Annotated in this window: 23 protein-coding genes, 1 tRNA gene and 1 pseudogene; 16 read left to right on the top strand and 9 right to left on the bottom strand. The window is 62.7% G+C overall.

What is annotated here, in order from left to right; all coding sequences use genetic code 11:
• Nucleotides 1-210 precede the first annotated feature (210 nt).
• The 9 genes and pseudogenes from BEN47_RS04350 (at nucleotide 211) to BEN47_RS22810 (ending at nucleotide 10,442) form a co-directional block, all read left to right on the top strand.
• The gene (locus BEN47_RS04350; RefSeq protein WP_070725471.1) at nucleotides 211-540 is read left to right on the top strand and encodes a DUF6660 family protein; all 330 of its coding nucleotides are present in this window, start codon (nucleotides 211-213) and stop codon (nucleotides 538-540) included.
• A 135-nt stretch (nucleotides 541-675) separates the two neighbouring features.
• Nucleotides 676-5,137: pseudogene (locus BEN47_RS04345) on the top strand (CusA/CzcA family heavy metal efflux RND transporter).
• A gap of 33 nt (nucleotides 5,138-5,170) precedes the next feature.
• Entirely contained in the window at nucleotides 5,171-6,346 is a 1,176-nt protein-coding gene (locus BEN47_RS04340) for an efflux RND transporter periplasmic adaptor subunit (protein WP_070725469.1), read from the top strand.
• A 49-nt stretch (nucleotides 6,347-6,395) separates the two neighbouring features.
• Nucleotides 6,396-7,085 (top strand): hypothetical protein, encoded by a 690-nt coding sequence (locus BEN47_RS04335; RefSeq protein ID WP_070725467.1) that lies wholly within the window; start codon nucleotides 6,396-6,398, stop codon nucleotides 7,083-7,085.
• 449 nt (nucleotides 7,086-7,534) lie between these two features.
• Nucleotides 7,535-7,738 carry a hypothetical protein gene (locus BEN47_RS20795; RefSeq protein WP_125921493.1) on the top strand — a complete coding sequence of 68 codons (204 nt, stop codon included), beginning with the start codon at nucleotides 7,535-7,537 and terminating at the stop codon, nucleotides 7,736-7,738.
• Nucleotides 7,739-7,906: 168 nt separating this feature from the next.
• Complete coding sequence (locus BEN47_RS04330; protein WP_070725465.1) at nucleotides 7,907-8,959, top strand: DUF1259 domain-containing protein; 1,053 nt, start codon at nucleotides 7,907-7,909, stop codon at nucleotides 8,957-8,959.
• A gap of 141 nt (nucleotides 8,960-9,100) precedes the next feature.
• The gene (locus BEN47_RS04325) at nucleotides 9,101-9,535 is read left to right on the top strand and encodes a DUF2141 domain-containing protein (RefSeq protein WP_070725464.1); all 435 of its coding nucleotides are present in this window, start codon (nucleotides 9,101-9,103) and stop codon (nucleotides 9,533-9,535) included.
• 244 nt (nucleotides 9,536-9,779) lie between these two features.
• Nucleotides 9,780-10,196, top strand: a complete 417-nt coding sequence (locus tag BEN47_RS04320) for a hypothetical protein (protein WP_070725462.1) — start codon at nucleotides 9,780-9,782, stop codon at nucleotides 10,194-10,196.
• 87 nt (nucleotides 10,197-10,283) lie between these two features.
• Nucleotides 10,284-10,442, top strand: coding sequence for a DUF2141 domain-containing protein (locus BEN47_RS22810; protein ID WP_125921495.1), 159 nt, complete (start codon nucleotides 10,284-10,286; stop codon nucleotides 10,440-10,442).
• A gap of 96 nt (nucleotides 10,443-10,538) precedes the next feature.
• Here the strand turns inward: BEN47_RS22810 and BEN47_RS04315 are convergent, their stop codons facing one another.
• From BEN47_RS04315 to BEN47_RS04300, 4 genes are all read right to left on the bottom strand, one after another.
• Nucleotides 10,539-10,736: a hypothetical protein gene (locus BEN47_RS04315; RefSeq protein ID WP_070725460.1), complete on the bottom strand. Its 198-nt coding sequence runs from the start codon at nucleotides 10,734-10,736 to the stop codon at nucleotides 10,539-10,541.
• A gap of 87 nt (nucleotides 10,737-10,823) precedes the next feature.
• On the bottom strand, nucleotides 10,824-11,096 hold the full coding sequence (locus tag BEN47_RS04310; protein WP_070725458.1) for a hypothetical protein: 273 nt from the start codon (nucleotides 11,094-11,096) through the stop codon (nucleotides 10,824-10,826).
• Nucleotides 11,097-11,151: 55 nt separating this feature from the next.
• Complete coding sequence (locus BEN47_RS04305) at nucleotides 11,152-11,544, bottom strand: metal-sensing transcriptional repressor (RefSeq protein WP_070725492.1); 393 nt, start codon at nucleotides 11,542-11,544, stop codon at nucleotides 11,152-11,154.
• A 967-nt stretch (nucleotides 11,545-12,511) separates the two neighbouring features.
• Nucleotides 12,512-12,584, bottom strand: a tRNA-Phe gene (locus BEN47_RS04300).
• A 170-nt stretch (nucleotides 12,585-12,754) separates the two neighbouring features.
• Here BEN47_RS04300 and BEN47_RS04295 point away from each other — a divergent pair.
• The 5 genes from BEN47_RS04295 to BEN47_RS04275 all read left to right on the top strand — a co-directional run bounded on the left by BEN47_RS04295 (nucleotide 12,755) and on the right by BEN47_RS04275 (nucleotide 18,951).
• Nucleotides 12,755-14,158, top strand: coding sequence for a 4Fe-4S dicluster domain-containing protein (locus BEN47_RS04295; RefSeq protein ID WP_070725456.1), 1,404 nt, complete (start codon nucleotides 12,755-12,757; stop codon nucleotides 14,156-14,158).
• Between the two features lie 176 nt (nucleotides 14,159-14,334).
• The gene (locus BEN47_RS04290; protein WP_070725490.1) at nucleotides 14,335-15,186 is read left to right on the top strand and encodes a (Fe-S)-binding protein; all 852 of its coding nucleotides are present in this window, start codon (nucleotides 14,335-14,337) and stop codon (nucleotides 15,184-15,186) included.
• 216 nt (nucleotides 15,187-15,402) lie between these two features.
• Entirely contained in the window at nucleotides 15,403-15,915 is a 513-nt protein-coding gene (locus tag BEN47_RS04285; protein ID WP_070725455.1) for a hypothetical protein, read from the top strand.
• 107 nt (nucleotides 15,916-16,022) lie between these two features.
• Nucleotides 16,023-17,945, top strand: a complete 1,923-nt coding sequence (locus BEN47_RS22595; protein WP_083322103.1) for a CHU_0125 family OmpA-like outer membrane integrity protein — start codon at nucleotides 16,023-16,025, stop codon at nucleotides 17,943-17,945.
• Between the two features lie 160 nt (nucleotides 17,946-18,105).
• Nucleotides 18,106-18,951, top strand: coding sequence for a proline and serine-rich protein 1 family protein (locus BEN47_RS04275; protein WP_158010841.1), 846 nt, complete (start codon nucleotides 18,106-18,108; stop codon nucleotides 18,949-18,951).
• A gap of 108 nt (nucleotides 18,952-19,059) precedes the next feature.
• On the opposite strand, the gene BEN47_RS04270 is transcribed toward BEN47_RS04275, so the two are convergent.
• Entirely contained in the window at nucleotides 19,060-19,533 is a 474-nt protein-coding gene (locus tag BEN47_RS04270; protein ID WP_070725450.1) for a DUF4293 domain-containing protein, read from the bottom strand.
• An 89-nt stretch (nucleotides 19,534-19,622) separates the two neighbouring features.
• On the opposite strand from BEN47_RS04270, the gene BEN47_RS04265 reads away from it, so the two are divergent.
• Together BEN47_RS04265 and truA are read left to right on the top strand one after the other, a co-directional pair.
• On the top strand, nucleotides 19,623-20,825 hold the full coding sequence (locus tag BEN47_RS04265) for a thiolase family protein (protein WP_070725448.1): 1,203 nt from the start codon (nucleotides 19,623-19,625) through the stop codon (nucleotides 20,823-20,825).
• Between the two features lie 83 nt (nucleotides 20,826-20,908).
• Nucleotides 20,909-21,697: a tRNA pseudouridine(38-40) synthase TruA gene (gene truA / locus BEN47_RS04260; RefSeq protein ID WP_070725446.1), complete on the top strand. Its 789-nt coding sequence runs from the start codon at nucleotides 20,909-20,911 to the stop codon at nucleotides 21,695-21,697.
• A 26-nt stretch (nucleotides 21,698-21,723) separates the two neighbouring features.
• Here the strand turns inward: truA and BEN47_RS04255 are convergent, their stop codons facing one another.
• The 4 genes from BEN47_RS04255 to BEN47_RS04245 all read right to left on the bottom strand — a co-directional run bounded on the left by BEN47_RS04255 (nucleotide 21,724) and on the right by BEN47_RS04245 (nucleotide 23,857).
• Nucleotides 21,724-22,650, bottom strand: coding sequence for a DUF5700 domain-containing putative Zn-dependent protease (locus tag BEN47_RS04255; RefSeq protein ID WP_070725445.1), 927 nt, complete (start codon nucleotides 22,648-22,650; stop codon nucleotides 21,724-21,726).
• A 21-nt stretch (nucleotides 22,651-22,671) separates the two neighbouring features.
• Nucleotides 22,672-22,800 carry a hypothetical protein gene (locus BEN47_RS22415; protein ID WP_262490375.1) on the bottom strand — a complete coding sequence of 43 codons (129 nt, stop codon included), beginning with the start codon at nucleotides 22,798-22,800 and terminating at the stop codon, nucleotides 22,672-22,674.
• Between the two features lie 134 nt (nucleotides 22,801-22,934).
• Nucleotides 22,935-23,219, bottom strand: a complete 285-nt coding sequence (locus BEN47_RS04250) for a zf-HC2 domain-containing protein (RefSeq protein WP_070725443.1) — start codon at nucleotides 23,217-23,219, stop codon at nucleotides 22,935-22,937.
• On the bottom strand, nucleotides 23,216-23,857 hold the full coding sequence (locus tag BEN47_RS04245) for a sigma-70 family RNA polymerase sigma factor (RefSeq protein WP_070725488.1): 642 nt from the start codon (nucleotides 23,855-23,857) through the stop codon (nucleotides 23,216-23,218). The genes BEN47_RS04250 and BEN47_RS04245 overlap by 4 nt, the downstream gene beginning before the upstream one ends.
• Nucleotides 23,858-24,000: the final 143 nt, after the last annotated feature.

Here is a 24,000-nt window from a genome sequence, read left to right as displayed (position 1 = left end):
CCAGTGCGGGCCTGCTGCATCTGGCAAAGCTACCGAAAGGGAGTAGCAACTAAAGTCTTGCCCTAAAGGGCATAGCTTTAACTAGCGTGCTTGAAAAGTAAACAGACCGTCGTGCTCATCTGGCGGCCGCGCAGCTGGTCCCCGAACCCAAGCCTACCGCCTGCTGTTTACCCCGTGCCGCGTAAGCGCAACCCGCCTACCTTTGCCCCGATGCGTCTGTTTGCCCTGCTCTTTTCCCTGTACCTCGCCTGCCTCTCGTGCCTGCCCTGCGCCGACGAGGCCCTGGGGGGCGTGAAACTGGCCCCGACGAGCATCAGTGCCAGCGCGCATTCCGACCACGGCCGCGCGGTGCTGAGTGACTGGTGCTCGCCGCTGTGCCAGTGCCAGTGCTGCGCCGGGGCCGTGGTATCCTTTGCCGGCACGGCGCGCTTGGCTTTTCCGCATTCCGTGCAGTGGGCTGCTGGGCCGCGCCACGCCGTGCTGGTGGTGGCGGCGCCCAATCGGGTAGCTGGCACCGTGTGGCAGCCGCCGCGAGCCTGATTCTTCCCCTTTTTCCTGCTCCCCTCACCGGATGGCCGGACGCTGCGCGCGTTTCGGCTGCTTTGTTCGTGCGTTTCGCACGGGCCGCGCCGCAGGGTTTCACCGAAGCGTTAGACCTAACCCCCACAGCAACGGATGTTTGACCGGCTGATTCATTTTTCTATCCACAACAAGCTCATCATCGGGCTGCTCACCCTGGCCCTGGTGGCCTGGGGCGGCTACTCGCTCAGCCGGCTGCCCATCGATGCCCTGCCCGACATCACCAGCAACCAGGTGGTGGTGTACACGGTGGCGCCCTCGCTAGCCGCGCAGGAGATTGAGCGCCTCGTTTCTTTTCCCGTCGAGCAGAGCATAGCCACCATTCCCGGCCGGGTGGAGGTGCGCTCCTTCTCACGCTTCGGCTTGTCGGTGGTCACCATCGTCTTCGAAGACAACATTGATATTTACTGGGCCCGCCAGCAGGTGAGCGAGCGGCTGCGCGACGCCGAAAGCCGGATACCTGCCGGCACGGGCCGCCCAGAGCTGGCCCCGGTAACCACCGGCCTGGGCGAAATCTACCAGTACCTAGTGCGGGCCAAGCCGGGCTACGAAAAGAAGTACACTGCCACCGAGCTGCGCACCATTCAGGACTGGCTGGTGCGTCGGCAGCTACTGGGCACGCCCGGCGTGGCCGACGTCAGCTCCTTTGGCGGCCTGCTGAAACAGTACGAAGTGGCCCTCGACCCCGAGCGCCTGCGCTCGTTGGGCGTGACGGTGAACGAGGTGTACCAGGCCGTGGCCGCCAACAACCAGAACGCCGGCGCGCCTACCTCGACCAGAACCCCACGGCCGCATTCATCCGCACCGAGGGGCTGGTGACGTCCCTGGCCGACATTGGCAACATTGTGGTGCGCAGTACCAGCACCGGACTGCCTGTGCTGGTGCGCGACGTGGCCGAGGTGCGTTACGGCGCAGCCGTGCGCTACGGCGCCATGACGCTTCCCAAGGGCGAAGTGACGGGCGGGCTGGTGCTCATGCTAAAGGGCGCCAACGCCGCCGAGGTTATCAAGGACGTGAAAACGCGCATGGCCACCATCCGCAAAACCCTGCCCGAGGGCGTGAGCGTGGAGCCGTTTCTGGACCGCTCCCACCTGGTGAACCGCGCCATCGACACCGTGACCACCAACCTGCTGGAGGGGGCGCTGATTGTGGTGTTTGTGCTGGTGCTGTTTTTAGGCAACTGGCGTGCCGGCCTGGTGGTGGCCTCCGTGATTCCGCTGGCCATGCTGTTTGCCGTGAGCATGATGCGCCTGTTTGGCGTGTCGGGTAACCTCATGAGTTTGGGCGCGATTGACTTCGGGCTGATTGTAGACGGGGCCGTCATTATCGTGGAAGCCATTGTGCACCGGCTGCACGGCGGGCACGCGCCCGGCCTCGCCGCAGACGGCCGGCTCACGCAGCAGGAAATGAACGACGAGACCTACCACGCGGCCAGCAAAATCCGCTCCTCGGCGGCCTTTGGCGAAATCATTATTCTGATTGTGTACCTGCCACTGCTGGCCCTGGTCGGCATTGAGGGCAAGATGTTCCGGCCCATGGCCCAAACCGTGGCCTTTGCCATTCTGGGCGCCTTCATCCTCTCGCTCACCTACGTGCCCATGATGGCTGCCCTGGCCCTGAGCCGGTCCACGGACGCGACGCCCACCTTCTCCGACCGCATGATGGCCTTTTTTACCCGGCTCTACCATCCGCTACTGAAAGTGGTGCTGCGCCGTCAGGCGGTGGTGCTCGCGGCCGCGGCGGGGCTGCTGGTGGGGGCATTTTTTCTGTTTCGCACGCTGGGCGGGGAGTTTATTCCCCAGCTCAGCGAAGGCGACTTTGCCGTGGAGATGCGCACGCTCACGGGCTCCTCCCTGAGCTACACCGTGGAGAAAGCCCAGCAGGCCGGCGGCATTCTCAAAGGGCAATTTCCGGAAGTGAGGGAGGTGGTGGCCAAAATTGGGTCGAGCGAAATCCCCACCGACCCCATGCCCGTGGAAGCCGGCGACCTGATAGTGGTGCTGAAAGACCAGAAGGACTGGACCTCGGCCCCGAACCGCGACGAGCTGGCCCAGAAAATGTCCCAGGCGTTGAGCGTGATTCCGGGCGTCACGTTCGGCTTCCAGCAACCCATTCAGATGCGCTTCAACGAGCTGATTTCGGGCGCCAAGCAGGACGTGGTGCTCAAAATATACGGCGAAGACCTGCAGCAGCTAGCCGACTACGCCCAGCAGGCGGGCCGGCTGCTGCGCCAGGTGCCGGGAGCCGAGGACGTGTACGTGGAGCAGGTGACGGGCCTGCCCCAGATTGTGGTGGCCCTGGACCGCAACCGCCTGGCGCAGTTCGGCCTGAACGTGGCCGACGTGAACCGGGCCGTGCAAACGGCCTTTGCCGGCGAAGTGGCCGGCCAGGTGTTTGAGCAGGAGCGCCGCTTCGATTTGGTGCTGCGCCTGCGGGCCGACCTGCGCAAGGACATCACCAGCGTGCGCCGGCTGTTCATTGCCGCGCCCAACGGCCGGCAGGTGCCCCTGGAGCAGGTGGCCAGCGTGGAGCTGCGCGAGGGCCCCAACCAGATTCAGCGCGACGACGCCAAGCGCCGCATCTCGGTGGCCTTCAACGTGCGGGGCCGCGACGTAGCCACCGTGGTGCAGGAGCTTCAAACCAAAATAGACCGGCAAATCAAGTTCGCGCCGGGCTACTACACCACCTACGGCGGCCAGTTTGAGAACCTGCGCCAGGCCACCGACCGCCTGAGCATTGCCGTGCCGGTGGCGCTGCTGCTCATCTTCGTGCTGCTGTTTTTCACGTTCCGCTCGCTCAAGCAGTCGCTGCTGATTTTCACGGCCATTCCGCTCTCGGCCCTTGGCGGGGTGCTGGCGCTGTGGCTGCGCGACATGCCCTTCAGCATCTCGGCCGGCGTGGGCTTCATCGCCCTGTTTGGGGTGGCCGTGCTCAACGGCATCGTGCTCATTGGCTACTTCAATCAGCTCAAAGAAGAAGGCATGACCGACCCGCTGGCGCGCATCCTGCGCGGCACCGAAGTGCGCCTGCGGCCGGTGCTGATGACTGCCACGGTGGCCTCGCTGGGCTTTCTGCCCATGGCCCTGTCGCAGTCGGCCGGCGCGGAAGTGCAGCGCCCCCTGGCCACGGTGGTAATCGGGGGCCTGGTTTCGGCCACGCTGCTCACGCTGCTGGTACTGCCAGTGCTCTACGCGTTGAGTGAGCGGAAAACCTCAACCCCCCCGCTCTCCGCGAGAAGGGGGAGCCTGACGATTTGGAACCGCGCATGACCAGCTCACCCTTCTCCGCGGGAGAAGGGGGCGGGGGGGTTGAGGTGAAGCTAGCCGGCGTGCTCCTGCTCCTACTATTACCACTACTCACCCAAGCCCAAAATCCCCTCACCGCCCCGCAGGCGGTGGCGCAGGCGCTGCAAACCAATGGCACGGTACTGGCCGGGCAGCGGGCGCTGGAAGCCCAGCAGGCCGTGCGCCGGGCGGCCTACGACGTGGGCCGCACCACCATCACGGGCAGCTACGGGCAGTACAACTCGGCCAATAAAGACAACCTGTTCACCATCACGCAGTCGCTGGGCCTGCCCGCCGTGTACCGCAACGCCGCCCGCCTGGCCGATGCCCGCATCGAAGGCCAGCAGCAGCAGATGGCTCTGGTGCGGGCCGAGCTGCGCCGGCAGGTGCGCCTGAGCTACGAGCAGGCCGTGCACGCCCGGCACCGGCTGCGGGTGCTGCGCGGGCAGGACAGCGTGTATTCCGAGTTTTTGCGCGCTGCCAACCTGCGCTTCAAAACCGGCGAGGCGGCGCGGCTGGAGCCGGCCACGGCCCTGGTGCAGCAGGGCGAAATCCGGACGCAGCTGCGGGCCGCCCAAACCGACTTCCGGGTGGCGCAGCGGCAGCTGCAGGCCCTGCTGCAGGTGCCGGCCGCCGTGGCCGTGGCCGATAGCATGCTGCGGCCCCTGGTACTGCTGGCCGCGGTGCCCGCCCCCAACGACTCGGCTGCTTTGGCGCGCAGCCCGCAGGCGCAGGTGCTGCGGCAGCAGGTAGCCCAGCGGCAGGCCGAAACCCGCGTGGAACAGGCCCGCGGGCTACCCGAGTTTTCGGTGGGCTACTTCAACCAATCCATCATTGGCTACCAGCAGCTGGAACTGGGCGTGGAAAGCTACTACGGGCCCGGCGCCCGCTTTCAAGGCGTGCAGGCGGGCGTAGCCGTGCCCCTGCTGCGGGGGGCGCAAAAAGCGCGGGTGCAGGCCGCCCGCCTGCAGGAGCAGGTGGCGCTGGCCTCGCTAGGCCGCTACCGCGCCGAGCTGGCCGGCCGGATTGACGAGCTGCTGGCGCGCCGCGCCGAGCAGCAGGAGCGCCTCGGCTACTTCGAGCAAACGGCCCTGCCGCAGGCCACCGTCATCACGCGCCTCTCCACCTTGGCCTACAAGGCCGGCGAAACCGGCTACTCGGAATACCTGCTCAACCTGGAGCGGGCCCGCCGCTTGCGCCTCGACTACCTCGACGCGCTGCTGCAACACAACCAAACCGTCATCGACCTGGAATACCTGCTCGGCGCGCAATAGCCCGGGCCGGCTTCTTCACGGCAGCCTTTCCTTATGAAACAGATTCCTCTGTATTGCTTACTGCTCGGCGTGCTGCTGGGCTGTGGGAAAAACGAAGCCCCCGCCGACACTGCTGACCCAACGGAAGCCGCCCCTGCAACGGGCGAGGCCGCCATCCCCGACCAGGTGACGCTGACCGCCGCCGAGCAGCAGATGGGCGGCCTGCGCCTGGGCACCCTCACCAACCGCCCCATGAGCGGCGGCCTGAAAGTGAACGGCGTGCTGGACGTGCCGCCCGAAAACCTGACTTCGGTGAGTGCCCCGCTGGGCGGCTTCGTGCAACACACCGAGCTGCTGCAGGGCACCAAGGTGCGGGCCGGCGAGGTGCTGGCCATCATTCGCAACCCCGATTTTGTGCAGCTGCAGCAGGACTACCTGGAAACCCGCAGCCAGCTCAAATTTGCCAAGGCCGAGTACGAGCGGCAGGGCGAGCTGTACCGCCAGGAAGTAGCCCCCCAGAAAAACTACCAGCGCGCGCAGGCCGAATACGAGGCCATGCAGGTAAAAACCAACGCCCAGGCCGCCCGGCTGCGCTTCGCGGGCCTGCCCGTGGGCGGGGCCATGGTGACCACGGCCGCGGTGCGCACGCCCAAAAGCGGCTTCGTGAAGGCCGTGAACGTGAGCGTGGGCCAGAGCGTGACGCCCACCGACGTGCTATTCGAAATCGTGAACCCCGAACACCTGCACGTGGAGCTGATGGTGTTTGAGAAAGACATTCCGCAGGTGAAAGAGCAGCAGCTGGTGCGCTTCACCCTGGGCAACGATTCGGTGAGCCGGGAGCGCACCGCCCGCGTCTACCTCATCAGCAAAACCATCAGCAACGAGCGCACCGTGCGGGTGCACGCCCATCTGGACAACGAAGACGAGCAGCTCCTGCCGGGCACCTTCGTGCGGGCCGTCATCGAAACCAACCGCGTGACCGTGCCCACGCTCCCCGAAAAAGCCGTGGTGCAGTACGGCGCCCAGGCCTACGTATTTGTGGCCACCAACGCAGCCGGCCCAGCCGGCACGGCCTCCTACCGGATGGTGCCCGTCATGCGGGGCGTGAGCGAGGACGGCTACACCGAATTCCACCTGCCGGCTGCCGAGTTGGGCAAACCCCTGCGCTTTGTCGTAGAAGGAGCGTATTCGCTGCTCGGCAAGCTCAAAAACGCCGAGGAGGAAGAATAGGCCGGGCCGGCTCGTGGCCCGGCGTCTTTTCGTCTGATTTCCTTCGCCCATGCCCAACCTTTCCTCCGATAATCTCGACGAGGAGCTGAACACCGCCAAGCAGGTGCAACCTGAAAACGTGGGGGCCCTCACCCGCGAGCAGCTCACGCCCAAGGCCGCGGCTTCGCCCGAAGGCCACGACGTGCCCGGCCACGACCACCGCGGCCACCACCATCCGGCCGGCAAGAAAGTGGTGGACCTGGCCGGCCGGCCCGCCGACAAGCACGCCGGCCACGACCACGCTTCCGGCGATGACCACGGCCCGGCCGGCGACTACCCCTACCTGGTACCGGGCATCAGCCTGGGGCTGCTGCTAGCCGGCATTGCGCTGGATTACTACCGGGGCGGCTTTTTCAGCGGCTACGTGCGGGCCCTCTGGTTCGGGGTGGCCTACCTGCTGGTGGGCTGGAAGGTGCTGCGCTCGGCCGTGCGGAGCATCCCTTCGGGCAACATCTTCAACGAGTTTCTGCTCATGAGCATTGCCACCATCGGGGCCATTGCCATTGGTAAATATGCCGAGGGCGTGGCCGTGATGCTGTTCTACACCGTGGGCGAGCTGTTTCAGGACGCGGCCCTGAACCGGGCCAAGCGTAGCATCAAGGCCCTACTCGAAATGCAGGCCACCGAAGTGGGCGTGCTGCGCGAGGGGCAGCGCCTGGTGCTCGACCCCCTGATTACGCTGGACAGCTCAGGGTACTAACTTGAAGAAGCTGTCGGTGAGTGTGATGCGGCATCTGGCAATCGATGCTGGAGTGCAGCCGCTCGTGGTTATAGTAGTCAAAATAATCGGCGACGCTGCGCTGCGCTGTGCGTCGGCTAGGTCGGCAAAAACGGGCCGCTCGCGGCCTTCGAGCACCTTCGTTGCTGGCAGAGCAGCCGCACGGGGTAATGGTCCCGTTGCGCTTCGATGAAACGGTAACGGCTCATTGGTCCGGTGTCTGTGAGAAGATGGCGATGGTTTTTTTAAAATTTCCAACTCCTGGGCCTGCCACCGGTTAGCGGCCCGCAACTGGCGCAGTTCGGTGGCGGTGGCCGGCTCCGGCTCCGCCCCACGGTGAGCGGCTTTCACTGGCTAGGCGTAGCGCCTCGGCGCGAAAGGCGACATCATAGCGCCGAAGTTTAGCAGGTGGGGGACTGTCTTTTATGACGATGGGAAAATTAAGAACCTATTCTGTCCAGTTTTACCCAACCACCTCAAGATACCATCCTGTTCTGTCCAGATTCACCCGACCACCTCACAACGACCGCGAATTCACCATCGGCTTCCGCTGCATGGCCCGCAAGTATGCCTCCCTGAGTGCCAACTACGACAACCAGTACGGGTGGGGTGCCGGCCTCACGTTCCACTATTAAGGGTAATCCTGCGTGAATTGGGGCATTTAAATTAAGTCCTCGTCACAAAAATTGAATTCACTTGGCCGGGTAATGAGTTGCTACCTCCTGGGGGTGGCGTCGGCCTCAACCCCGGGTAATCCGTAGCGTATATCTTCCCCAGGTACCTGCCTTTCTCTCCGCTACTGTATGACCAACTCCCCCGTTTCCCGCCGCGATGCCCTTCGGGCCGCCGCCGTATTGGGCGCTACCGCTTTCGTGAGCGGGCCCGAAGCCTTGGCCGCGGCGTCGGGGCCGGCGGCTCCCCCCTCCCGCAAAACGCCCGCACTAAGCCCCGCCGACCGCGCGGCCATCGACGCCGCAATGGGCAAAAAAGGAGCCTATAACGAAGCACAGGCCACGCACCTGATGGCCCTGCCGCGCAACGACTTAACCGTGCGCATTAAGGGCGAGCCCGTACCGATTTCCTTTGGTTTCGGTGGGTGGGTAGCCATCAAGCACACCCTCGATGGCAAGTCGGCCATGCTGATGAGCGACACGGTGCTGCTGCAAGAGGAAGTCAACCCGCTCATATCAGCCGCGCTGGCCCAGGGCCTGGAAATCGGGGCCATCCACAACCACTTTTTCTACGAGGAGCCGCGCATCTTCTACATGCACATCTCGGGCATGGGCACCCCGGCCGAGCTGGCGAGGAAATTTGCAGTTGCCCTCAAAGACTCGAAGCTGCTGCCGGCCAACCAGCCCGCGGCCCCGGCTGCGTCGCAAGCCGGCAACAATGCCACGCCCGCCGCCGGTCCACCCACGGGCAAGGAGCTGTTTGATTTGGCCGCGCTGGATGCCGTGGTCCAGTACAAGGGCGTGGTCAACGGCCCCACCTACAAGTACACCGTGGGCCGCGACGATGTGCAGTCGCTGATGATGGGCACGGAAATGACCGCGGCCATTGGCCTCAACTCGTGGGCCGCCTTCGCCGGCAAACAGGACGACGCGCACATCGCCGGCGACATCGCCATGCTGGAGCACGAAGTCAACCCGGTTATCAAAACCCTGCGCATGCATAAGCTCGAAGTGGTGGCGGTCCACAACCACATGCTTGGCGATACGCCTCGCATGATGTTCCTGCATTACTACGGCCGGGGCCCGGCCGCCCAACTGGCCACGGGCTTTCGGGCTGCCCTCGACCAACTCGGGAAGGGCCAGGCTCCACACATGAGCGGGATGAAAGGCATGAAGCAGGGGTAGCGCAAGCGCAGCAAGCGAACAGCCCCGGTGCCAATTGAACCAAACTTTTCCCCAAGCTAAACTTATGCGCCACCGGATATGTCTGCCCTTACATCCAGGCTTCCTGGTTTCAGGCGCTTGCCCACCTCCTAAGCTGCTGCTATGACCTTGTTCTTGTTTGCCTGGCTTGTTGCCGCCAACCTGTTGCCCGTCAGTACCCCGGCACCTCCGGCGGCCACCACAACTGTGACAGTGGTAGTGACTAAGCTGCCTTCCGCTCAGGCTACTCTAAAGCTCTACTTCTACAATGTGAAAGCCAATTTCCTGGTCCGTAACCAGTACACCCTGCTTAAGCACATCAAGCCCGGGGGCAGTACCAAGGTGGTGTACCCCATTCAGCTGCCGCCCGGCGATTGGGCCATTGCCGTCACCCAGGACCTGAACGAGAACGACCTGGTTGACCGCAACGTGATTGGTATTCCCACCGAGCCCTTTGCCTTGTCCCAGGTCGGCCACCCACGCTTTAAAGTCCCCACCTTCGAGGACTGTATGTTCAAGGTTAACGGGCCTACGACGGTGACCATTGCCATGAAATAGCCCTCTGAGACATCAGCAGCCTGCTAGCCTGCCGCAGGCCTGCCCATACCACCCGCCATGCTACCCCTGGAGACGGCCTCATGTCCTGTAAGCCGCGCTACGGTACTTCAACCACAACATAAAGGATGTGCTGGAGCACGTAAATTGATAGCATTTGGCTCAAAGGCTATCGTATAGGAGCTATATTGGACCCGACAATCTACCCTCCCCCGCGCGTGCGCGCCCCGTTACTTTCCACTCGTTAATGGCCCCTGCTACTCCCCGGCTGTATTTCGAAAATGCTGTCGGCCGCCTCTACGAGCACCCCGACGGCTACGCCCTTTTCCAGTACAATGATGGCAAGCGCACCCTGTCTGAGCTGCAGGGCCTGCTCAGCCACCTGCGCAACGTGTTGGAGCGCAACCGCTGGTACCGCTTCCTGACCGACCAACGCCAGCTGGCACCCTTCACCCCCGAGGAAATTGACTGGCTAGTGGGCCACTGGCGCGACACCGCCGCCCAGCATCCGGCCGGGCTATACGGCGCCGTTGTGATGTCCCACAATGTTTTCACCCGCCTCGCCATGGGCCAGATTGTGCAGCAGGCCAACACCGCGACCATGCATTTCCGCCGCTTCGAAACCGAAGCCGAAGCCACGACCTGGCTAGCGCAGGTCGGGTAGCATCTTTGCGCTACATCGTGTACGCGTCCATCTCCGGTACGTGACGCACCAGCGCCAGCCCCGCCGCCCGCTCCCGCCGCCGAACCCATTGCCGCCACCCAGGACCTAAACGAGAACGACCTGGTCGACCGCAACCTGATTGGCATTCCCATCGAGCCCTTTGCCTTGTCCCAAGTCGGCCACCCGCGCTGCAAGCCCCCACCTTCGAGGACTGTATGTTCAAGGTTAACGGGCCCACGACGGTGACCATTGCCATGAAATAGCCCTCGGAGGCAGAACTAGTCCGCAAAAAAGGCCAGCTCCTGCTTCCAGAAGCCGGCCTTTTGGTCTTACTCCCGCGGCTTATTTCCTGGCGCAGCAGGCGGGCACCCCGGCCAACGTACAGGCCGCCGTGCCCTTGTCGGGGCAGTTCTTCACCAACGGGCACTCCGGCGTGCCCTTCAGGGGGCAGTCGGCCGTTTTGGCGGGGCTGGTAAAGCCAAACAATGCACCACCGGCCAGCAGGACGGCGCTGCTCAACAACAACACTTTCTGTTTCATCTTACAAGGGGTTTAAGGGTCGCCCGCCAGCACGGCAGCCGGGCAAATGAACAAACGCAGGCCGTGCCCTGCGGGGTAGCATGCGTGTTACGCCGCCTGGCCGATACCCGCCGCTTCCAGCGCTTCTCTGGTGATGCCGCCGCCCTGGCAGCACGCCAGGAGCGTGCCGTTCACGGCCACGGCCGGCAAGGTTTGCACCCCCAACAACCGGGCCCGGCGCAGAGCGGGGTTGCCCGCTTCGGTCTCGGTCAGGTTGTGGGTAATGATGTCGCAGCTGCTGCAAGCCGTGCTTCTCACCAGCTCCACTACGGGGCTGCACAAGGGGCAGCCGGCGGTAAATACTTCGATGATGCGTTTCATAGGAAGGGGTTAATAAAACAGTAAGACAAAGCTCGGTACGCCCCCCGGGTGTCGGTCAAGCTTTTCCGGCGTCTTTTTTCTCCCGGTCCGCGTTGTGCTGCTCCAGCCGGCCGCCAATCTCGCGCAGTTCGCGCATTTTCTGCGTCAGCTCGCCCTCGGTCAGGCTCGGAAACGCCCGGCGCAGCTCCTCAATGCGGCCCGCGTCCTGGCAGTCACCGGGGCAGGCGCCCACCACGTCCACAATTTGCAGCGCCAGGCCCTTGCGAAACACCTCGTCCAGCAGCAGGTGCTCGGCGCTGCTCAGCCCGTTGGTCACGGCCTTGAACTGGACCAGCACCTGGTCGGGCTCGATGGTTTCCGCGTCCAGCATTTTGCCGATGCCGTGCAACTGGCCGGCCAGCATGTTCAAACGGCTTTTCAGGTCGCGGGTGAGGTCTTTGGGAAGCATGGGCTGGTTGGTGGTTTCTGGCAATAACGAAGCCGGCAGGGGTGTCGGTCAAGGCCCCGCTGCTTTTTTACTGCTGGCAGACGGGTCGCCACCACCCCACCAGGAGTTGACACCTTTTATCCTCCTTCAGCACTCGCTCCAGTCACCTACCCGAATAACCAAAAAAAGCCGGCCAAATTATCGGCTTGCTCAGTTGCGTTTGCCTTGTTCGCCTCCGGCCTGATTTGTCACGCTGCGTAAGTATTATGCTCCGCATCTACCCGCACCAGCGCCAGTTCGGCCAGCGACTCCAGCAGCGGCTGCACCTGCCCCTGCCGTCCGAAGCCCCCGTTTGACATGGACTTGATTGCGACCTGGCAACCTCTGAACAAACCTGCGTAGATGCGATTTGGAGGTTCTACCCTATTTGTTTAACAACACCCGACTTGGCGCTTGTCGCGAACAATGCGGCGGCACAACCAAGCCGCTGGCACTACTCAATCACGAGTTGGCCTTGCCTTATCCCGACCTAAAGACGCAACCGCGAAACGAGTTGAGCATTTCGAATGCCCGCGCTGTATTTGAAAGCATCACCGACGCCGAGGCCGACGCCGTCATGATTGTGGACCCTGCGCTGCGCGGCTCGTGTCCTACTTGTGGAATTCTTACGATACGGGTTCGCAAAAACCGGACCCCGCGCTACCTCTGCGCCCGAAACGTAGCTCGAGTATAGCTCAAGCCGCCTTCGCCCCACCCTGCCTCTAAATTGGCCGCCCATCACAAAAAAGGCCGGCCCCGAAACGAGTTCGACCCTAAATACCGAAAAGAGTTTGGCAACTAATCCCCTCCGACATCACGAAAGTAAAGTCAACACAGCAAAAATGCGTTGCAGGGCCGCCTTTAAAGATTCAATCGACCCCAACTGTGCGGTATTCTATCCGACCTAAAAGCAAAAACCCCATTTCTGATATAGAAATGGGGTTTTCTGTGGCAACAGTTGGAATCGAACCAACGACACCAGCATTTTCAGTGCTGTGCTCTACCAACTGAGCTATGTTGCCGTTTCCCCGTAGCAGAAAGCCGCTTTGGGGACCGCAAAGGTACGAAACCAAAACAATGACGCAAGGAGTTAAGTAAAAAAAGTATCGACGGCATTCATTCTGTTCAAAAATTGTTCGGCATGCCGAGTATATTGCAGCCGCAAACGTTCCCACCTCCTTACCTTTACGCCATGTTGCAATCCATCCTCTTTCTACTGCTCCTGGTAGCGGCTTTTGGCTTTTTCGCGTGGCAGGTCCGGAAAATCCGGGCCAACATCCTCGTCGGGCGTGACCGCGACATGAGCGGCAACGCCGCCGAACGCTTCCAGAAAACCCTGTTGGTTGCCTTTGGGCAGCAGAAAATGTTCAAGCGCATGACGCCCGCCCTATTACATCTGGTGGTGTACGTGGGCTTTCTGGTCATCAACATCGAGGTGATTGAGATTGTCATTGACGGCCTGTTTGGCAGCATTTTCGGCTTCCACCGGGCCCTCAAGTTTCTTGGACCGGTGTACGATGTGCTGATGGCCACCAACGAAATTCTGGCCGCGCTGGTGATTGTGGCCGTGGTAGCCTTCTGGTGGCGCCGCAACAGCAACCCGCCCCTCAAGCGCTTCACTGGTCCCGAACTGCGCCTGTGGCCCAAAATGGACGCCAACATCATTCTCTACGTCGAAGTAGTGCTGATGGTGGCCCTGTTTTTCATGAACACCGCCGACCTGAAGCTGCACCAGATGGAAGGCCAGGACCTGCCCGGCACCTTCCCTATCAGCAACTTGCTGGTGGGCCTGCTGCCTACCAATGTGGCCACGCTGGAGGTGCTGGAACGCCTCGGCTGGTGGCTGCACATCATCGGCATCTTCTTGTTCCTCAACTACCTGCCCAGCTCGAAGCACTTCCACATCATCATGGCGTTTCCGGGCGTGTGGTACTCGCGCCTGGTGCCACAGGGGCAGTTTTCGAACGTGGAGAGCATCACCCACGAGGTGAAGGCCATGATGGACCCGAGCTTCGTGGTGCCGCCCGCCCCTACCGCGCCCGATGGCTCGGCCCTGGCCCCCACGCCCTTCGGGGCCAAGGACGTGGACGACTTGCCCTGGACCAACCTGATGGCCGCTTACTCCTGCACCGAGTGCGGCCGCTGCACCTCGGTGTGCCCGGCCAACCTCACGGGCAAGCTGCTCTCGCCGCGCAAAATCATCATGGACACGCGCGACCGGATGGAGGAGAAGTACAATTCGCCGCTCATCTTCCGCCCCAACGTGTACGGCGCGGAGGCCAAGCACGAGCCCATCACCGACCTGGCCAATGCCACGCTGCTGCGCGGCAAAGTGACCCCCGAGGAGCTGTGGGCCTGCACCACCTGCAACGCCTGCGTCGAAAGCTGCCCCGTGAACATCAACCCGCTGGAAAGCATCATCGAAATGCGCCGCTTCCTGGTGCTGGAAGAATCAGCCGCACCGAACTCGCTGAATGTGATGTTCTCCAACATTGAGAACAACGGCGCACCGTGGGCCTTCTCGCCGTCGGACCGGTTCAACTGGGCTGATGACTTGTATGCGACTGAGAAGCAGACAGCTGCGGTAGTAGCGTAAGTATTTTCTTTCTAAAATAACGTCATGCTGAGCTTGCCGAAGCATCTCTACCGCTTCGTTGGGTCAGCATTGATTGCTACTGCGGTAGAGATGCTTCGGCAAACTCAGCATGACGTTCTATTTATCTTGTTATGACCCCAGAAACTCCCGCTAAAAAGCAAATCAATGTTCCCGTTATGGCCGATTTGGCGGCCCGCAACGAGGCGCCCGAAATCCTGTTTTGGGTGGGCTGCGCCGGCGCTTTCGATGACCGGTACAAGCGCGTGACCCGCGCCTTTGTGCGCATACTGGAGCACGTGGGCACCAAGTACGCCGTGCTGGGCCTGGAAGAAAGCTGCACCGGCGACCCCGCCAAGCGCGCCGGCAACGAGTTTCTGTTTCAGATGCAGGCCATGACCAACATCACGACCCTGAACGGCTACGGCATCAAGAAAATCGTGACGGCCTGCCCGCACTGCTTCAACACCATTAAGAACGAGTACCCGGCGCTGGGCGGCGACTATGAGGTAATTCACCACAGCACCTACCTGCAGCAGCTTATCAACGAGGGCAAGGTGGGCGTGACCGGGGGCGAGAGCTTCAAAGGCCGCCGCATCACCTTCCACGACAGCTGCTACCTGGGCCGCGCCAACAACATCTACGAAGCCCCGCGCGACGTGCTGGCTGCCCTCGACGCCGACTTGGTGGAGATGAAGCGCAGCCGCGCCAACGGCCTCTGCTGCGGCGCCGGCGGTGCCCAGATGTGGAAAGAAGCCGAGCCGGGCAAGAAGGAAATCAACATCGAGCGCACCGAGGAAGCCCTGGCCACGCTGGCCGGTAAGGCCGAAGCCTTGGCTAACCTGGGCGGCGTGGAAACGGAAACCAGCACGCCCAGTGCCCACGACCTGCAGGGCAGCATCATCGCGGTGAGCTGCCCGTTCTGCATGACGATGATGAGCGACGGCGTGAAAAATAAGGAGCAGGAAAGCAAAGTCCAGGTCTTCGACCTGGCCGAGCTAGTGGCTTCGGCCGAAGGCATCAACGCCTAGTCTGAACCGCGGATTGGTCGGATTGCCCGGATTATTCGGATTTTGTGGGCGACCCTGCGCCGCCGTGCTGCCAGTTGGTAGCGCGGCGGCGCAATTTTTATGCAGCATTTTTGTTGAACCAAGTACGTTGTTGAGTCCGGCACCTTGCCTGCGAGAGTGGACCGCACCGGACATCCACAAAATCCGACCAATCCGATAAATCCGCGGTTCAGACATATGTACGTTTCCTTCGACCAGCTGCCACCCAGCGCCCGGGTGTGGATATACCAGGCCAGCCGACCGCTCACCAGCCCGGAAATAATGGGCGCACTGCCCGCCCTGGCCCGCTTTGCCGAAGAGTGGACCAGCCACGGCAACACCCTCCACGCCTCAGCGGAGTTTCTGCATCAGCAGTTTCTGGTGGTAGGGCTTGATGAGGGCGTGGCCGGTGCCAGCGGCTGTTCCATTGATGCCTCGGTGCGGTTTGTGGCGCAGCTGGAACAACTGCTCGGCGTGGAGCTGTTGGACAAGTCCCGAATGGCATTTCTGCAAGGCGGCGTGGTACATCTGATGAAGCGCAATGAACTCAAAGCAGCCGTGGCCGAAGGAACCCTGGCCCCCGATACCTTCTACTTTGACAATACGTTAGCCACTAAGGGTGAGCTGGATACCACCTGGCCACGCCCGGCGGGCGAAACCTGGCTGGCGCGCTACTTTGGGCAGGAGGAAAAAAGCCAGCAGCCCGCCTAGCGCCTGCTGCTTCGTAAATCCTACGGCTACGTAGTATTATTGCTATCCTAAAAATTGCCCTGCCGGGAATGCTCTCCGGTACCCGTCCCTTTCCTACTTTTCAATTCATGAGGAACCTACTATTCGTCTGTGTCGCGGCTGGCTCTACTGTCTTGCTTGGCGGTTGCGCCACCACGGGCAGCATGAGCAAAGGCGACAAGCAGTTTGCGCGCGGCCAGTACGAATTGGCCATTCCCTTGTATAAAGCGGATGCGGCCAAAGGCAAAAACGTGGCGATTTCAAACTTCCGCATCGGCGAGGCCTACCGCCTTTCCAACCGCGTGGAGCAGGCCGAGTCGTTTTACAAAGCGGCGCTGGATGGCAACGTGAAAAACGCCGACGCCGGCTACCGCTACGCCGAGGCCCTGCGCGCCAACGGCAAATATGATGAAGCCGCCGCGCAGTTCACGACCTACGCCACCAGCGGCGGCAACCGCAACCTGGCCGCCCGCGCCGAAAGCGACGCCAAGAATGCCACGGAGAGCAAGGCCATAGCGGCCATCAAGAACAAATACGACGTGCTGCCGGTGGATGCGTTGAACTCCCCGGCTTCGGACTTTGGCGGCACCCTGCTGACCAGCACCGGCGACCTGGTATTTACCTCCGGCCGCGAGGGCAAAAAGTACCTGGGCAACGGCGAGAACTTCAACGACCTGTACGCCATCAAGTTCGACAACGCGGCGACCATGAGCGGCGGCACCGCCCGCAAGCTGGAAGGCCCCTTCAACTCCGAGAACAAGCACGAGGCCAGCGCCACCTACACCCCCGACGGCAAAACCATGGTGTTTGCCCGCTCGAACGACGGCAGCAAGAAAGGCTACCTGAGCGTCGACCTTTGGATTTCGTATTTCCGCAACGGGGCCTGGGACGAACCCGTGCTGGCCAACATCAACGACCGGACCGCCGATGACTTCTCGCCGGCCTTTGCCCCCGACGGCACCACGCTGTACTTCGCTTCAAGCCGCAAGGGCGGGCAAGGCGGCAACGACCTGTATAAGGCCACGCTGGGACCCAATGGCCGCTTCTCGCCGGCCGAAAACCTGGGCGAAACCATCAACACGGCCGGCAACGACAACTTTCCCGGCGTAGCCGCCGATGGCACGCTGTACTTCGCCTCGGACGGGCGGCCCGGCGTGGGCAAGCTCGACCTGTTTATGATGCAGGGCGGCCAGGCCGTGAACTTGGGCGCCGACGTGAACACCATTGCCGACGACTTTGCCCCGGTGCCCATGGGGGCCGACATGGGCCTCTTCAGCTCGAACCGTGAAGGTGGCAAGGGCTCCGACGACCTCTACACGTTCAAGAAAAAAGCGCCGAAGCTGGTCACATTCTACGTGGACGGCACGGTGCTGGAGCGCGACGACAAGGCCAAAACCACGCTGCCCATTGCCGGGGCCCAGGTCACGCTCATCAGCAACACCGGCCAGCGCCAGACCTTTACCAGCGGTCCGGATGGCAAGTTCATCTCAAAGCTGGATTCGGTAACGAGCTACACCGTGCTGGCCGAGCGGCCCGGCGACTTTGCGGCCCGCACCTCCCTGAGCACCGTGGGCCGCAAGCCCAGCCAGGACCAGCTGCCCAACTCGATGAACGACATTCGGCTGCCGGTAACGCTGACGCTGAACAAAATCATTCTGGCCCGGGCCATTGAGGTCAAAGACATTTTCTACGACTACGACAAGTTCAACATCCGCCCCGATGCCGCCATCCGCCTCGACACGCTGGTGCAAACGCTGGTGGACAACCCCAAAATCTCCATCGAGCTGAGCTCGCACACCGACCAGCGCGGCAAGGACGCCTACAACCAGAAGCTCTCGCAGCAGCGGGCCCAGGCCGCCGTGGACTACATTGTGAGCAAGGGCATTGACAAAGCCCGCATCACGGCCCGCGGCTACGGCGAAAGCCGCCCGATTGTGGCCGCACCCAAGTCGGAGGAAGAATACCAGCGCAACCGCCGCACCGAGTTTAAGGTGACGCGCGTGGCCAAGTAGCCAGCGCAACTGCTCTGCGCAAATCCCTCACGACCTCGGTGGTGGGGGCTTTGTGCGTTTTCGAAGTTTCACGCAGCCGACGCGGCCCTAAAACGTGGCATAGCTTTTGAAAATGGCAAAATACCAGTTGGCTTTGCGACTGGTTTTTTCTTCGAGCGCCATGAAAAAGGCCTTACTTCTTGCCCTGGCTGGCTTAGTTGCCACCATCGTTCCCGCCCTGGCTCATCCGGCGCCACCAGCCAACGTTAACTTCGCTTCGGAGCAAGGCGTGCCGTTTGGGTTGGTGCTCGACGGCCAGCCCCTGACCCGGGGCGTGGCCCGGCAGGTGCACGTGGACCGGCTGGCGCCCGGCGCCCATTGGGCCGATTTCACGGTGCCTACTGCTCGCGGCGGGGCCGTGCGCTTCCGCAGCCGCGTGTGGCTGGAGCCCGGCCTCGAAACCACGTTTGTGCTCATTGCCCGTCCTGGCCGCCCCCTCAGTTTACGGCAGGTAAGCGCCGTGGCATTGTACGGCCGAGGCGGCGGCTACCGCAACGGCTACAACCAGGCCTACGGCCAGGGGCAATACAACCGCCCCACGCCCTACGGCCAGGCCAGCCCAGGCACTAACTACCCCTACAGCAGCAACCAGAACAACGGCTACGACAACGACAACCCGGACGGCCCGGACGACCCGGGCTACTACCCGAACTCCACCGGGGGCAGCTACCGCACCCTGCTCCCGCAGGACGTGGACGCCCTAATGCAAACGCTCCAGCAGCGCACCTCCGATGCCAGCAAGCTGGGCATCGCCAAGGATGCCCTGAGCCAAAGCAGCATTCAGGCCGATGATTTGAAGCGCCTGCTGCGCAGCCTGAGCTTTGAGTCGTCCCGAGTGGAGCTGGCCAAATTTGCCTACTCCCGCGTGGCCGACCCGCAAAATTTCTACCGCGTGTATGATTCCTTCGACTTTGATGCCAGCGTGCAGGAAGTGCAGCAGGCTGTGAGCAGCCAGCAACGACGCTAGCCAGTCGTGCAGCAGCAGTCGTTTTCCCGGTCAGACCGCTGCATAGTGGATTCGACACAAAAAAGCGCTGTGACGTTCACAACGGCTTTTTTGTGTCAATTAGGGTGCCTACCGCAGGCGGTCGGCGCTGCGCACCAGCTGCTCGTCGCGGCGGATGAAGCGATTGGCCAGCAGGTTGAGCAGCAGGGCCAGCGTGGGCAGGTAGAAGCCGGCCAGGAACTGGCCTTCCAGCTTGATGTTGAGTTGCTGCTCGCCCTGGTTGGAGAAGTAGAACGCCGCCCCCAGCGTGGCCGTGATGAGCAGCACGTTGACCGTGCCCAGCAGCAGCTGCTTGCTGCGGCTGCGGAACTGGAAAATCTCAAAAACCGCTACCGCCGCCGAGGCCGCGGCCAGCACGCCAATGAGCCAGGCCGGGCCGGTGGGCAGTGGCAGCGGCTTCCCGCCCGCCTGGAAACCGAAGGCAGTGAGGGTGAGTTCCTGACCCGTGAGGCCGTCTACTTTGTGCCACAGGGGCAACGCTAACACGCTGAGCATGGCCAGCGCCAGCAACAGTAAAAACACGCTTTGGATTCTTTGTATCATCTTTGCAGGTAGTGAAAATTGCCCACGGGTTTGTGCCGGGGCCACAAATTTAGTCCCATCCGGCGCTTGCGCCGCTATTGCTATTTCGAATGCCAACTGCTTATGTCGTGGACGCGGTGCGTACCCCGATTGGAAAATTTGCTGGTGCGCTCAGCAGCGTCCGGCCCGATGACCTGGCCGCGCACGTGCTTCGCGAGCTCCTGCGCCGCAACCCTTCCCTCGATAAAAACGCCGTAGAAGACGTCATTATAGGCGCTGCCAACCAAGCCGGCGAAGACAACCGCAACGTGGCCCGCATGGCGGCGCTGCTGGCCGGCCTGCCCATTACGGTGCCCGGCACCACCGTGAACCGCCTGTGCGCCTCCGGCCTGCAGAGCATCATGGACGCCGCCCGCGCCATTAAGTGCGGCGAGGGCGACGTGTACCTGGCCGGCGGTGCCGAGAGCATGACCCGCGCCCCGTTCGTCATGGCCAAGTCGGAGTCGGCTTTTGGCCGCGAGCTCACGGCCCACGACACCACGCTGGGCTGGCGCTTCATCAACCCGCGCCTCACCAAGCTGCACTACCCGTTTGCCATGGGCCGAACGGCCGAGAACGTGGCCAAGCAGTACCAAGTAACCCGCGAGGAGCAGGACTTCTTTGCTTTTGAGAGCCAGCGCAAATACGCCCGGGCGTTGGAAAAAGGCCGCTTCCGCAAGGAAATCGTGCCCGTGTTCATTCCCCGGCCCAAGGGCGACACGGCCCTGTTTGACACCGACGAGCAGCCGCGCTTCTCCTCGCTGGAAAAGCTGGCCACCCTCAAGCCCGCCTTCCAGCCCGAAGGCGGCACCGTGACGGCGGGCAACTCCGCCGGCATCAACGACGGCGCCGCCGCCGTGCTGCTGGTGAGCGAAGACGCCCTGAGCCGCTACCACCTCAAGCCCATGGCGCGCGTGGTGGCCTCGGCCGTGGTCGGCGTCGACCCGTCGGTGATGGGCCTGGGCCCGATTTCAGCCACGCACAAAGCGCTGCAGCGGGCCGGCCTCACCCTGGCCGACATGGACCTGATTGAGCTGAACGAAGCCTTTGCGGCGCAGAGCATTGCCTGCGTACGGGAGTTGGGCCTGGACATGGCCAAGGTGAACGTGAACGGCGGCTCCATTGCCATGGGCCACCCGCTGGGCAGCTCGGGCGCCCGCATCACGGCCACGCTGCTGCACGAGATGCAGCGCCGCGAGGGCGTGCGCTACGGCCTGGCCGTGATGTGCGTGGGCGTGGGCCAGGGCGTGGCCGTGATTTACGAGAAGCTGTGACGCTGCGCTTAATGAACAATAAAGAATGAAGAATTGTGCCTCGCGTAATTCCTCATTCCTCATTCTTCATTCCCCATTAACTTATGCGCTACTTCCTTCACCTCGCCTACGACGGCACGCGCTACCACGGCTGGCAGGTGCAGCCCAACACCCTCACCGTGCAGGCCGAGGTGGACCGCTGCCTGAGCCAGGTGCTGCGCCAGCACATACACTGCTTGGGCAGCGGCCGCACCGATACGGGCGTGCACGCCAGCCACCAGGTGGCGCATTTCGACGCCGAGCTGCCCGAGGGCCTGACGCTGGAGGTGCTGCTCTACCGCCTGCGCCGCGCCCTGCCTACGGACATCGGGGCCTTGCGCCTGCACCCCGTGGCTGCGAATGCCCACGCCCGGTTCTCGGCTGAGGAACGCAACTACGAGTACTTCGTGGTGACCCAGCCCAACCCCTTCCGCCGCGACCAAGCCCTGTACGTAGACCGCCCGCTCGACGTGGCGGCCATGAACGAGGCGGCTGGCTACCTGGTGGGGCAGTTTGATTTCACCACCTTCTCGAAGGTGAAAGGCGGCGAAAACCACTATGTGTGCTACTGCACGGCGGCTGGCTGGCATGCGGCACCGGGCGGCTGGGTGTTCCGCATCCGGGCCAACCGCTTTGTGCGGGGCATGGTGCGGCTGGTGGTGGGCACCCTGCTCGACGTGGGCCGGGGCAAGCTCACGCCGCGCCAGTTCCAGCAGCTGCTCTGGGCGCAGCGGCGCGTAGATGCCGGCGGCGCGGCCCCGGCGCAGGGCCTGTTTCTGAGCCAGGTGGAGTACGAGGATGGCGTGGTGCCAGTGGAACAGTTAGCCATTAATCATTTGGCTGCTCACTACTAACTGTTCACTGATAACCGCTCCCTGATTCAATTGACGGGTTGGGGCCGAATGTACTTGCGCTCCAACTCCTTCAGGTAGTGGATGGTGGCGTTGGAAAAGCGGGACAGTGGAGTTTTGCCCTTCTTCGCCGCTTTTTGGTAAAGCAGCACGAAGGCGAAAGGGTTGTCGGACTGGGCCAGCATCGACTTATTATAGCCGTTGCGTGCAATGGCGCTCGACATAAAAAAGCCCGGCATGTGGCCGTTGGAGCCATCGGAGAGCTGGCGGTGCCAGCGGCCGGTGGCGACGGCCCCGCCCCGCGCCCGCGCCTGAATGGCGGAGTCCATGCGGTGAATGAACGTGGGAGCCGGAGTCAGCGCCCACTCGCGGATGTCGCGCGAGTCGTCGGGCTGGGCCAGGGTCAGGGGCTTGTCAATCTGGTCGGAAATGCCTGCGTTCTGCATGCTGAGCATGATTTGCAGCAGGCCCTCGTCGTCGGCCGCAATGGGCCCGAAGTCACGGCCGGGCTGCAGCTGGTGGTACATCTCGTGGCCCTCCATTAGCCCGCGTTTCACCTCGTTGGCATCGAGCACGGCGCGCAGGCTGTAGAAGATGCCTGCTTCCTGCGAAGTGGCATCGTTGCCCACAGCCGCGTAGTAGAGGTTGAGTTTGGCGACTTTGGTGCGCCTTGCCGGGGGCAGCTGCGGGTAGGCGTATTGGTACATCAGGTCCACGGCCACGCTGTTTTTGGTGAGGCTGGCCACGTAGCTGCGGTACTCGGGCTCGCCCCCCTTGTAGTCGTTTACCATGACGTAGTACCACACCTTATGCTTCAGCTTGGCTTGTAGCAGCGAGTCGTGGCGCGGCATGTACACCACTTCGATGGCTTTGCGGTAGCGCACCAAATCAGCCGCCGAATAGATGCCCCGGACGTATATTTTGTTGCCGGGAATTTCCAGAAACTCCTGCCACATCTGGTCGGTAAGAGGCCGGTTTTACCGGAGCCCGTCGGTTATTTCCCAGTAGCGCGTCGCGGCGTCCACGTTGATGGTTTGGGCCTGAGCAGAGCTGGTGGCCAGCAGCAGGATAAATACAACCAAGGAGCGCCAGAAAAAACTAGACATACGAGTAGGGCAGTGAAAATACGCGGCCTTAAAGATGTACCGCGCTGCTCAACAGGCTTGCCGGAGCACTCAGCAGCTGCTAAGCCAGCCCGCTGGCTGCAAGCAGACAACCGCATCCGAGCTGTGGACTGGCCTTATGGCTGGCGGCCGGAGCCAGCGTCGTGGGCCTCAACCAACCGCTGCAAGCGGCGGCGGGCAGCGGCCGGCAGTTGCGCAGCGGCCGGCACCTGGCCCTCAGCGGCAGGCCGCGCCTGCTGTGCCAGCAGGCGGCTCTGCACCTCGTAGCGCTGGCAGAGCGGGCACAGCTCCAAATGGGTGCGCAGCCGGGCGCGGGTGGAGGCGGGCAGCGGCTCGTCGGCGCGGCGCTCAAGGAGCAGGGTAGCCTGCTGGCAGTTAAGGGGTAAGACGGAAGTGCTCATTTGGTTAATTTGGCGGCGGCGGGGTCCTGAAACCAGTTTTTTTCGAGGCAGCGGCGTAGCTGCAGCTTGGCCCGGTGCACGATGACCCAATAGTTGGACGCGGTGATGCGCAATTCCTGACAGATGTCTTCGGCCGGCAGCTCCTCTACAAAGCGCAGCACGAACACGGCCAGCTGCTGGGGCGGCAGGCGTTGCTGGCAGCTGCGCAGGATGGCGTGCAGTTCCTGCTGCTCCAGCAGCACATCGCCGCGGCCCTCGTCGCCGCCCATTTCCCAGGCCGTGGGGTACTGCTCTTCGCGCCAATGCCCGTCGTGAGCATGAAAAAACCGGGCCTCCGGCACCTCCTGGTCGGCGATAGGCGCCAAGGATACAAACGGCGAGCGGGCTTGCCGGCGGTAGTGGTCAATTATTTTGCGCTTGAGAATGGTAAACAGCCACGTGCGCTCCGACGCCTGCCCCCGAAATGAGTGGAGCGCCCCGAGGGCGCTTACGAAGGTTTCCTGCACCAGCTCCTCGGCGGTCCCGGCGTTCGGCACCCGGCTCAGGGCAAAGCGGTACAGCTCGTCGCCGAAGCAGTACACCCACTGCCGCGGCTCGGGCGCGGGGGTCGGGGGCAGGACCGTATCAGCAGCATCCATGAGCATGGCAGCAAGTTAGGTTCGAAAATGGGGAATACTTCAGGCGGCGGAGCTTGTTTGCTTCGCCAAGAATGCGCCCATTCCTGCCGGTAGTTGTTACCCCTTGGGCGCGAGACCGCACCGGCGCATCAACCTACGGGCCA

The organism is Hymenobacter lapidarius, assembly GCF_001816145.1.
GTDB lineage: Bacteria > Bacteroidota > Bacteroidia > Cytophagales > Hymenobacteraceae > Hymenobacter > Hymenobacter lapidarius.
Note: the sequence above shows the minus strand (reverse complement) of the source record. Positions and strands in the feature narration are given on the sequence as shown.

Excerpts from the sequence above, each read along its gene's own strand:
- BEN47_RS22595 (WP_083322103.1), top strand. The coding sequence starts at position 16,023 with ATGAGGAACCTACTATTCGTCTGTGTCGCGGCTGGCTCTACTGTCTTG.
- BEN47_RS04340 (WP_070725469.1), top strand. The coding sequence starts at position 5,171 with ATGAAACAGATTCCTCTGTATTGCTTACTGCTCGGCGTGCTGCTGGGC.
- BEN47_RS04270 (WP_070725450.1), bottom strand. The coding sequence starts at position 19,533 with ATGATACAAAGAATCCAAAGCGTGTTTTTACTGTTGCTGGCGCTGGCC.
- BEN47_RS04245 (WP_070725488.1), bottom strand. The coding sequence starts at position 23,857 with ATGGATGCTGCTGATACGGTCCTGCCCCCGACCCCCGCGCCCGAGCCG.
- BEN47_RS04255 (WP_070725445.1), bottom strand. The coding sequence starts at position 22,650 with ATGTGGCAGGAGTTTCTGGAAATTCCCGGCAACAAAATATACGTCCGG.
- BEN47_RS04290 (WP_070725490.1), top strand. The coding sequence starts at position 14,335 with ATGGCCGATTTGGCGGCCCGCAACGAGGCGCCCGAAATCCTGTTTTGG.
- BEN47_RS04350 (WP_070725471.1), top strand. The coding sequence starts at position 211 with ATGCGTCTGTTTGCCCTGCTCTTTTCCCTGTACCTCGCCTGCCTCTCG.
- BEN47_RS22415 (WP_262490375.1), bottom strand. The coding sequence starts at position 22,800 with ATGTCTAGTTTTTTCTGGCGCTCCTTGGTTGTATTTATCCTGCTGCTG.
- BEN47_RS04250 (WP_070725443.1), bottom strand. The coding sequence starts at position 23,219 with ATGAGCACTTCCGTCTTACCCCTTAACTGCCAGCAGGCTACCCTGCTC.
- BEN47_RS04330 (WP_070725465.1), top strand. The coding sequence starts at position 7,907 with ATGACCAACTCCCCCGTTTCCCGCCGCGATGCCCTTCGGGCCGCCGCC.
- BEN47_RS04335 (WP_070725467.1), top strand. The coding sequence starts at position 6,396 with ATGCCCAACCTTTCCTCCGATAATCTCGACGAGGAGCTGAACACCGCC.
- truA (WP_070725446.1), top strand. The coding sequence starts at position 20,909 with ATGCGCTACTTCCTTCACCTCGCCTACGACGGCACGCGCTACCACGGC.
- BEN47_RS04315 (WP_070725460.1), bottom strand. The coding sequence starts at position 10,736 with ATGAAACAGAAAGTGTTGTTGTTGAGCAGCGCCGTCCTGCTGGCCGGT.
- BEN47_RS04310 (WP_070725458.1), bottom strand. The coding sequence starts at position 11,096 with ATGAAACGCATCATCGAAGTATTTACCGCCGGCTGCCCCTTGTGCAGC.
- BEN47_RS04265 (WP_070725448.1), top strand. The coding sequence starts at position 19,623 with ATGCCAACTGCTTATGTCGTGGACGCGGTGCGTACCCCGATTGGAAAA.
- BEN47_RS04325 (WP_070725464.1), top strand. The coding sequence starts at position 9,101 with ATGACCTTGTTCTTGTTTGCCTGGCTTGTTGCCGCCAACCTGTTGCCC.
- BEN47_RS04320 (WP_070725462.1), top strand. The coding sequence starts at position 9,780 with ATGGCCCCTGCTACTCCCCGGCTGTATTTCGAAAATGCTGTCGGCCGC.
- BEN47_RS04305 (WP_070725492.1), bottom strand. The coding sequence starts at position 11,544 with ATGCTTCCCAAAGACCTCACCCGCGACCTGAAAAGCCGTTTGAACATG.
- BEN47_RS04275 (WP_158010841.1), top strand. The coding sequence starts at position 18,106 with ATGAAAAAGGCCTTACTTCTTGCCCTGGCTGGCTTAGTTGCCACCATC.
- BEN47_RS04295 (WP_070725456.1), top strand. The coding sequence starts at position 12,755 with ATGTTGCAATCCATCCTCTTTCTACTGCTCCTGGTAGCGGCTTTTGGC.
- BEN47_RS20795 (WP_125921493.1), top strand. The coding sequence starts at position 7,535 with ATGGGAAAATTAAGAACCTATTCTGTCCAGTTTTACCCAACCACCTCA.
- BEN47_RS04285 (WP_070725455.1), top strand. The coding sequence starts at position 15,403 with ATGTACGTTTCCTTCGACCAGCTGCCACCCAGCGCCCGGGTGTGGATA.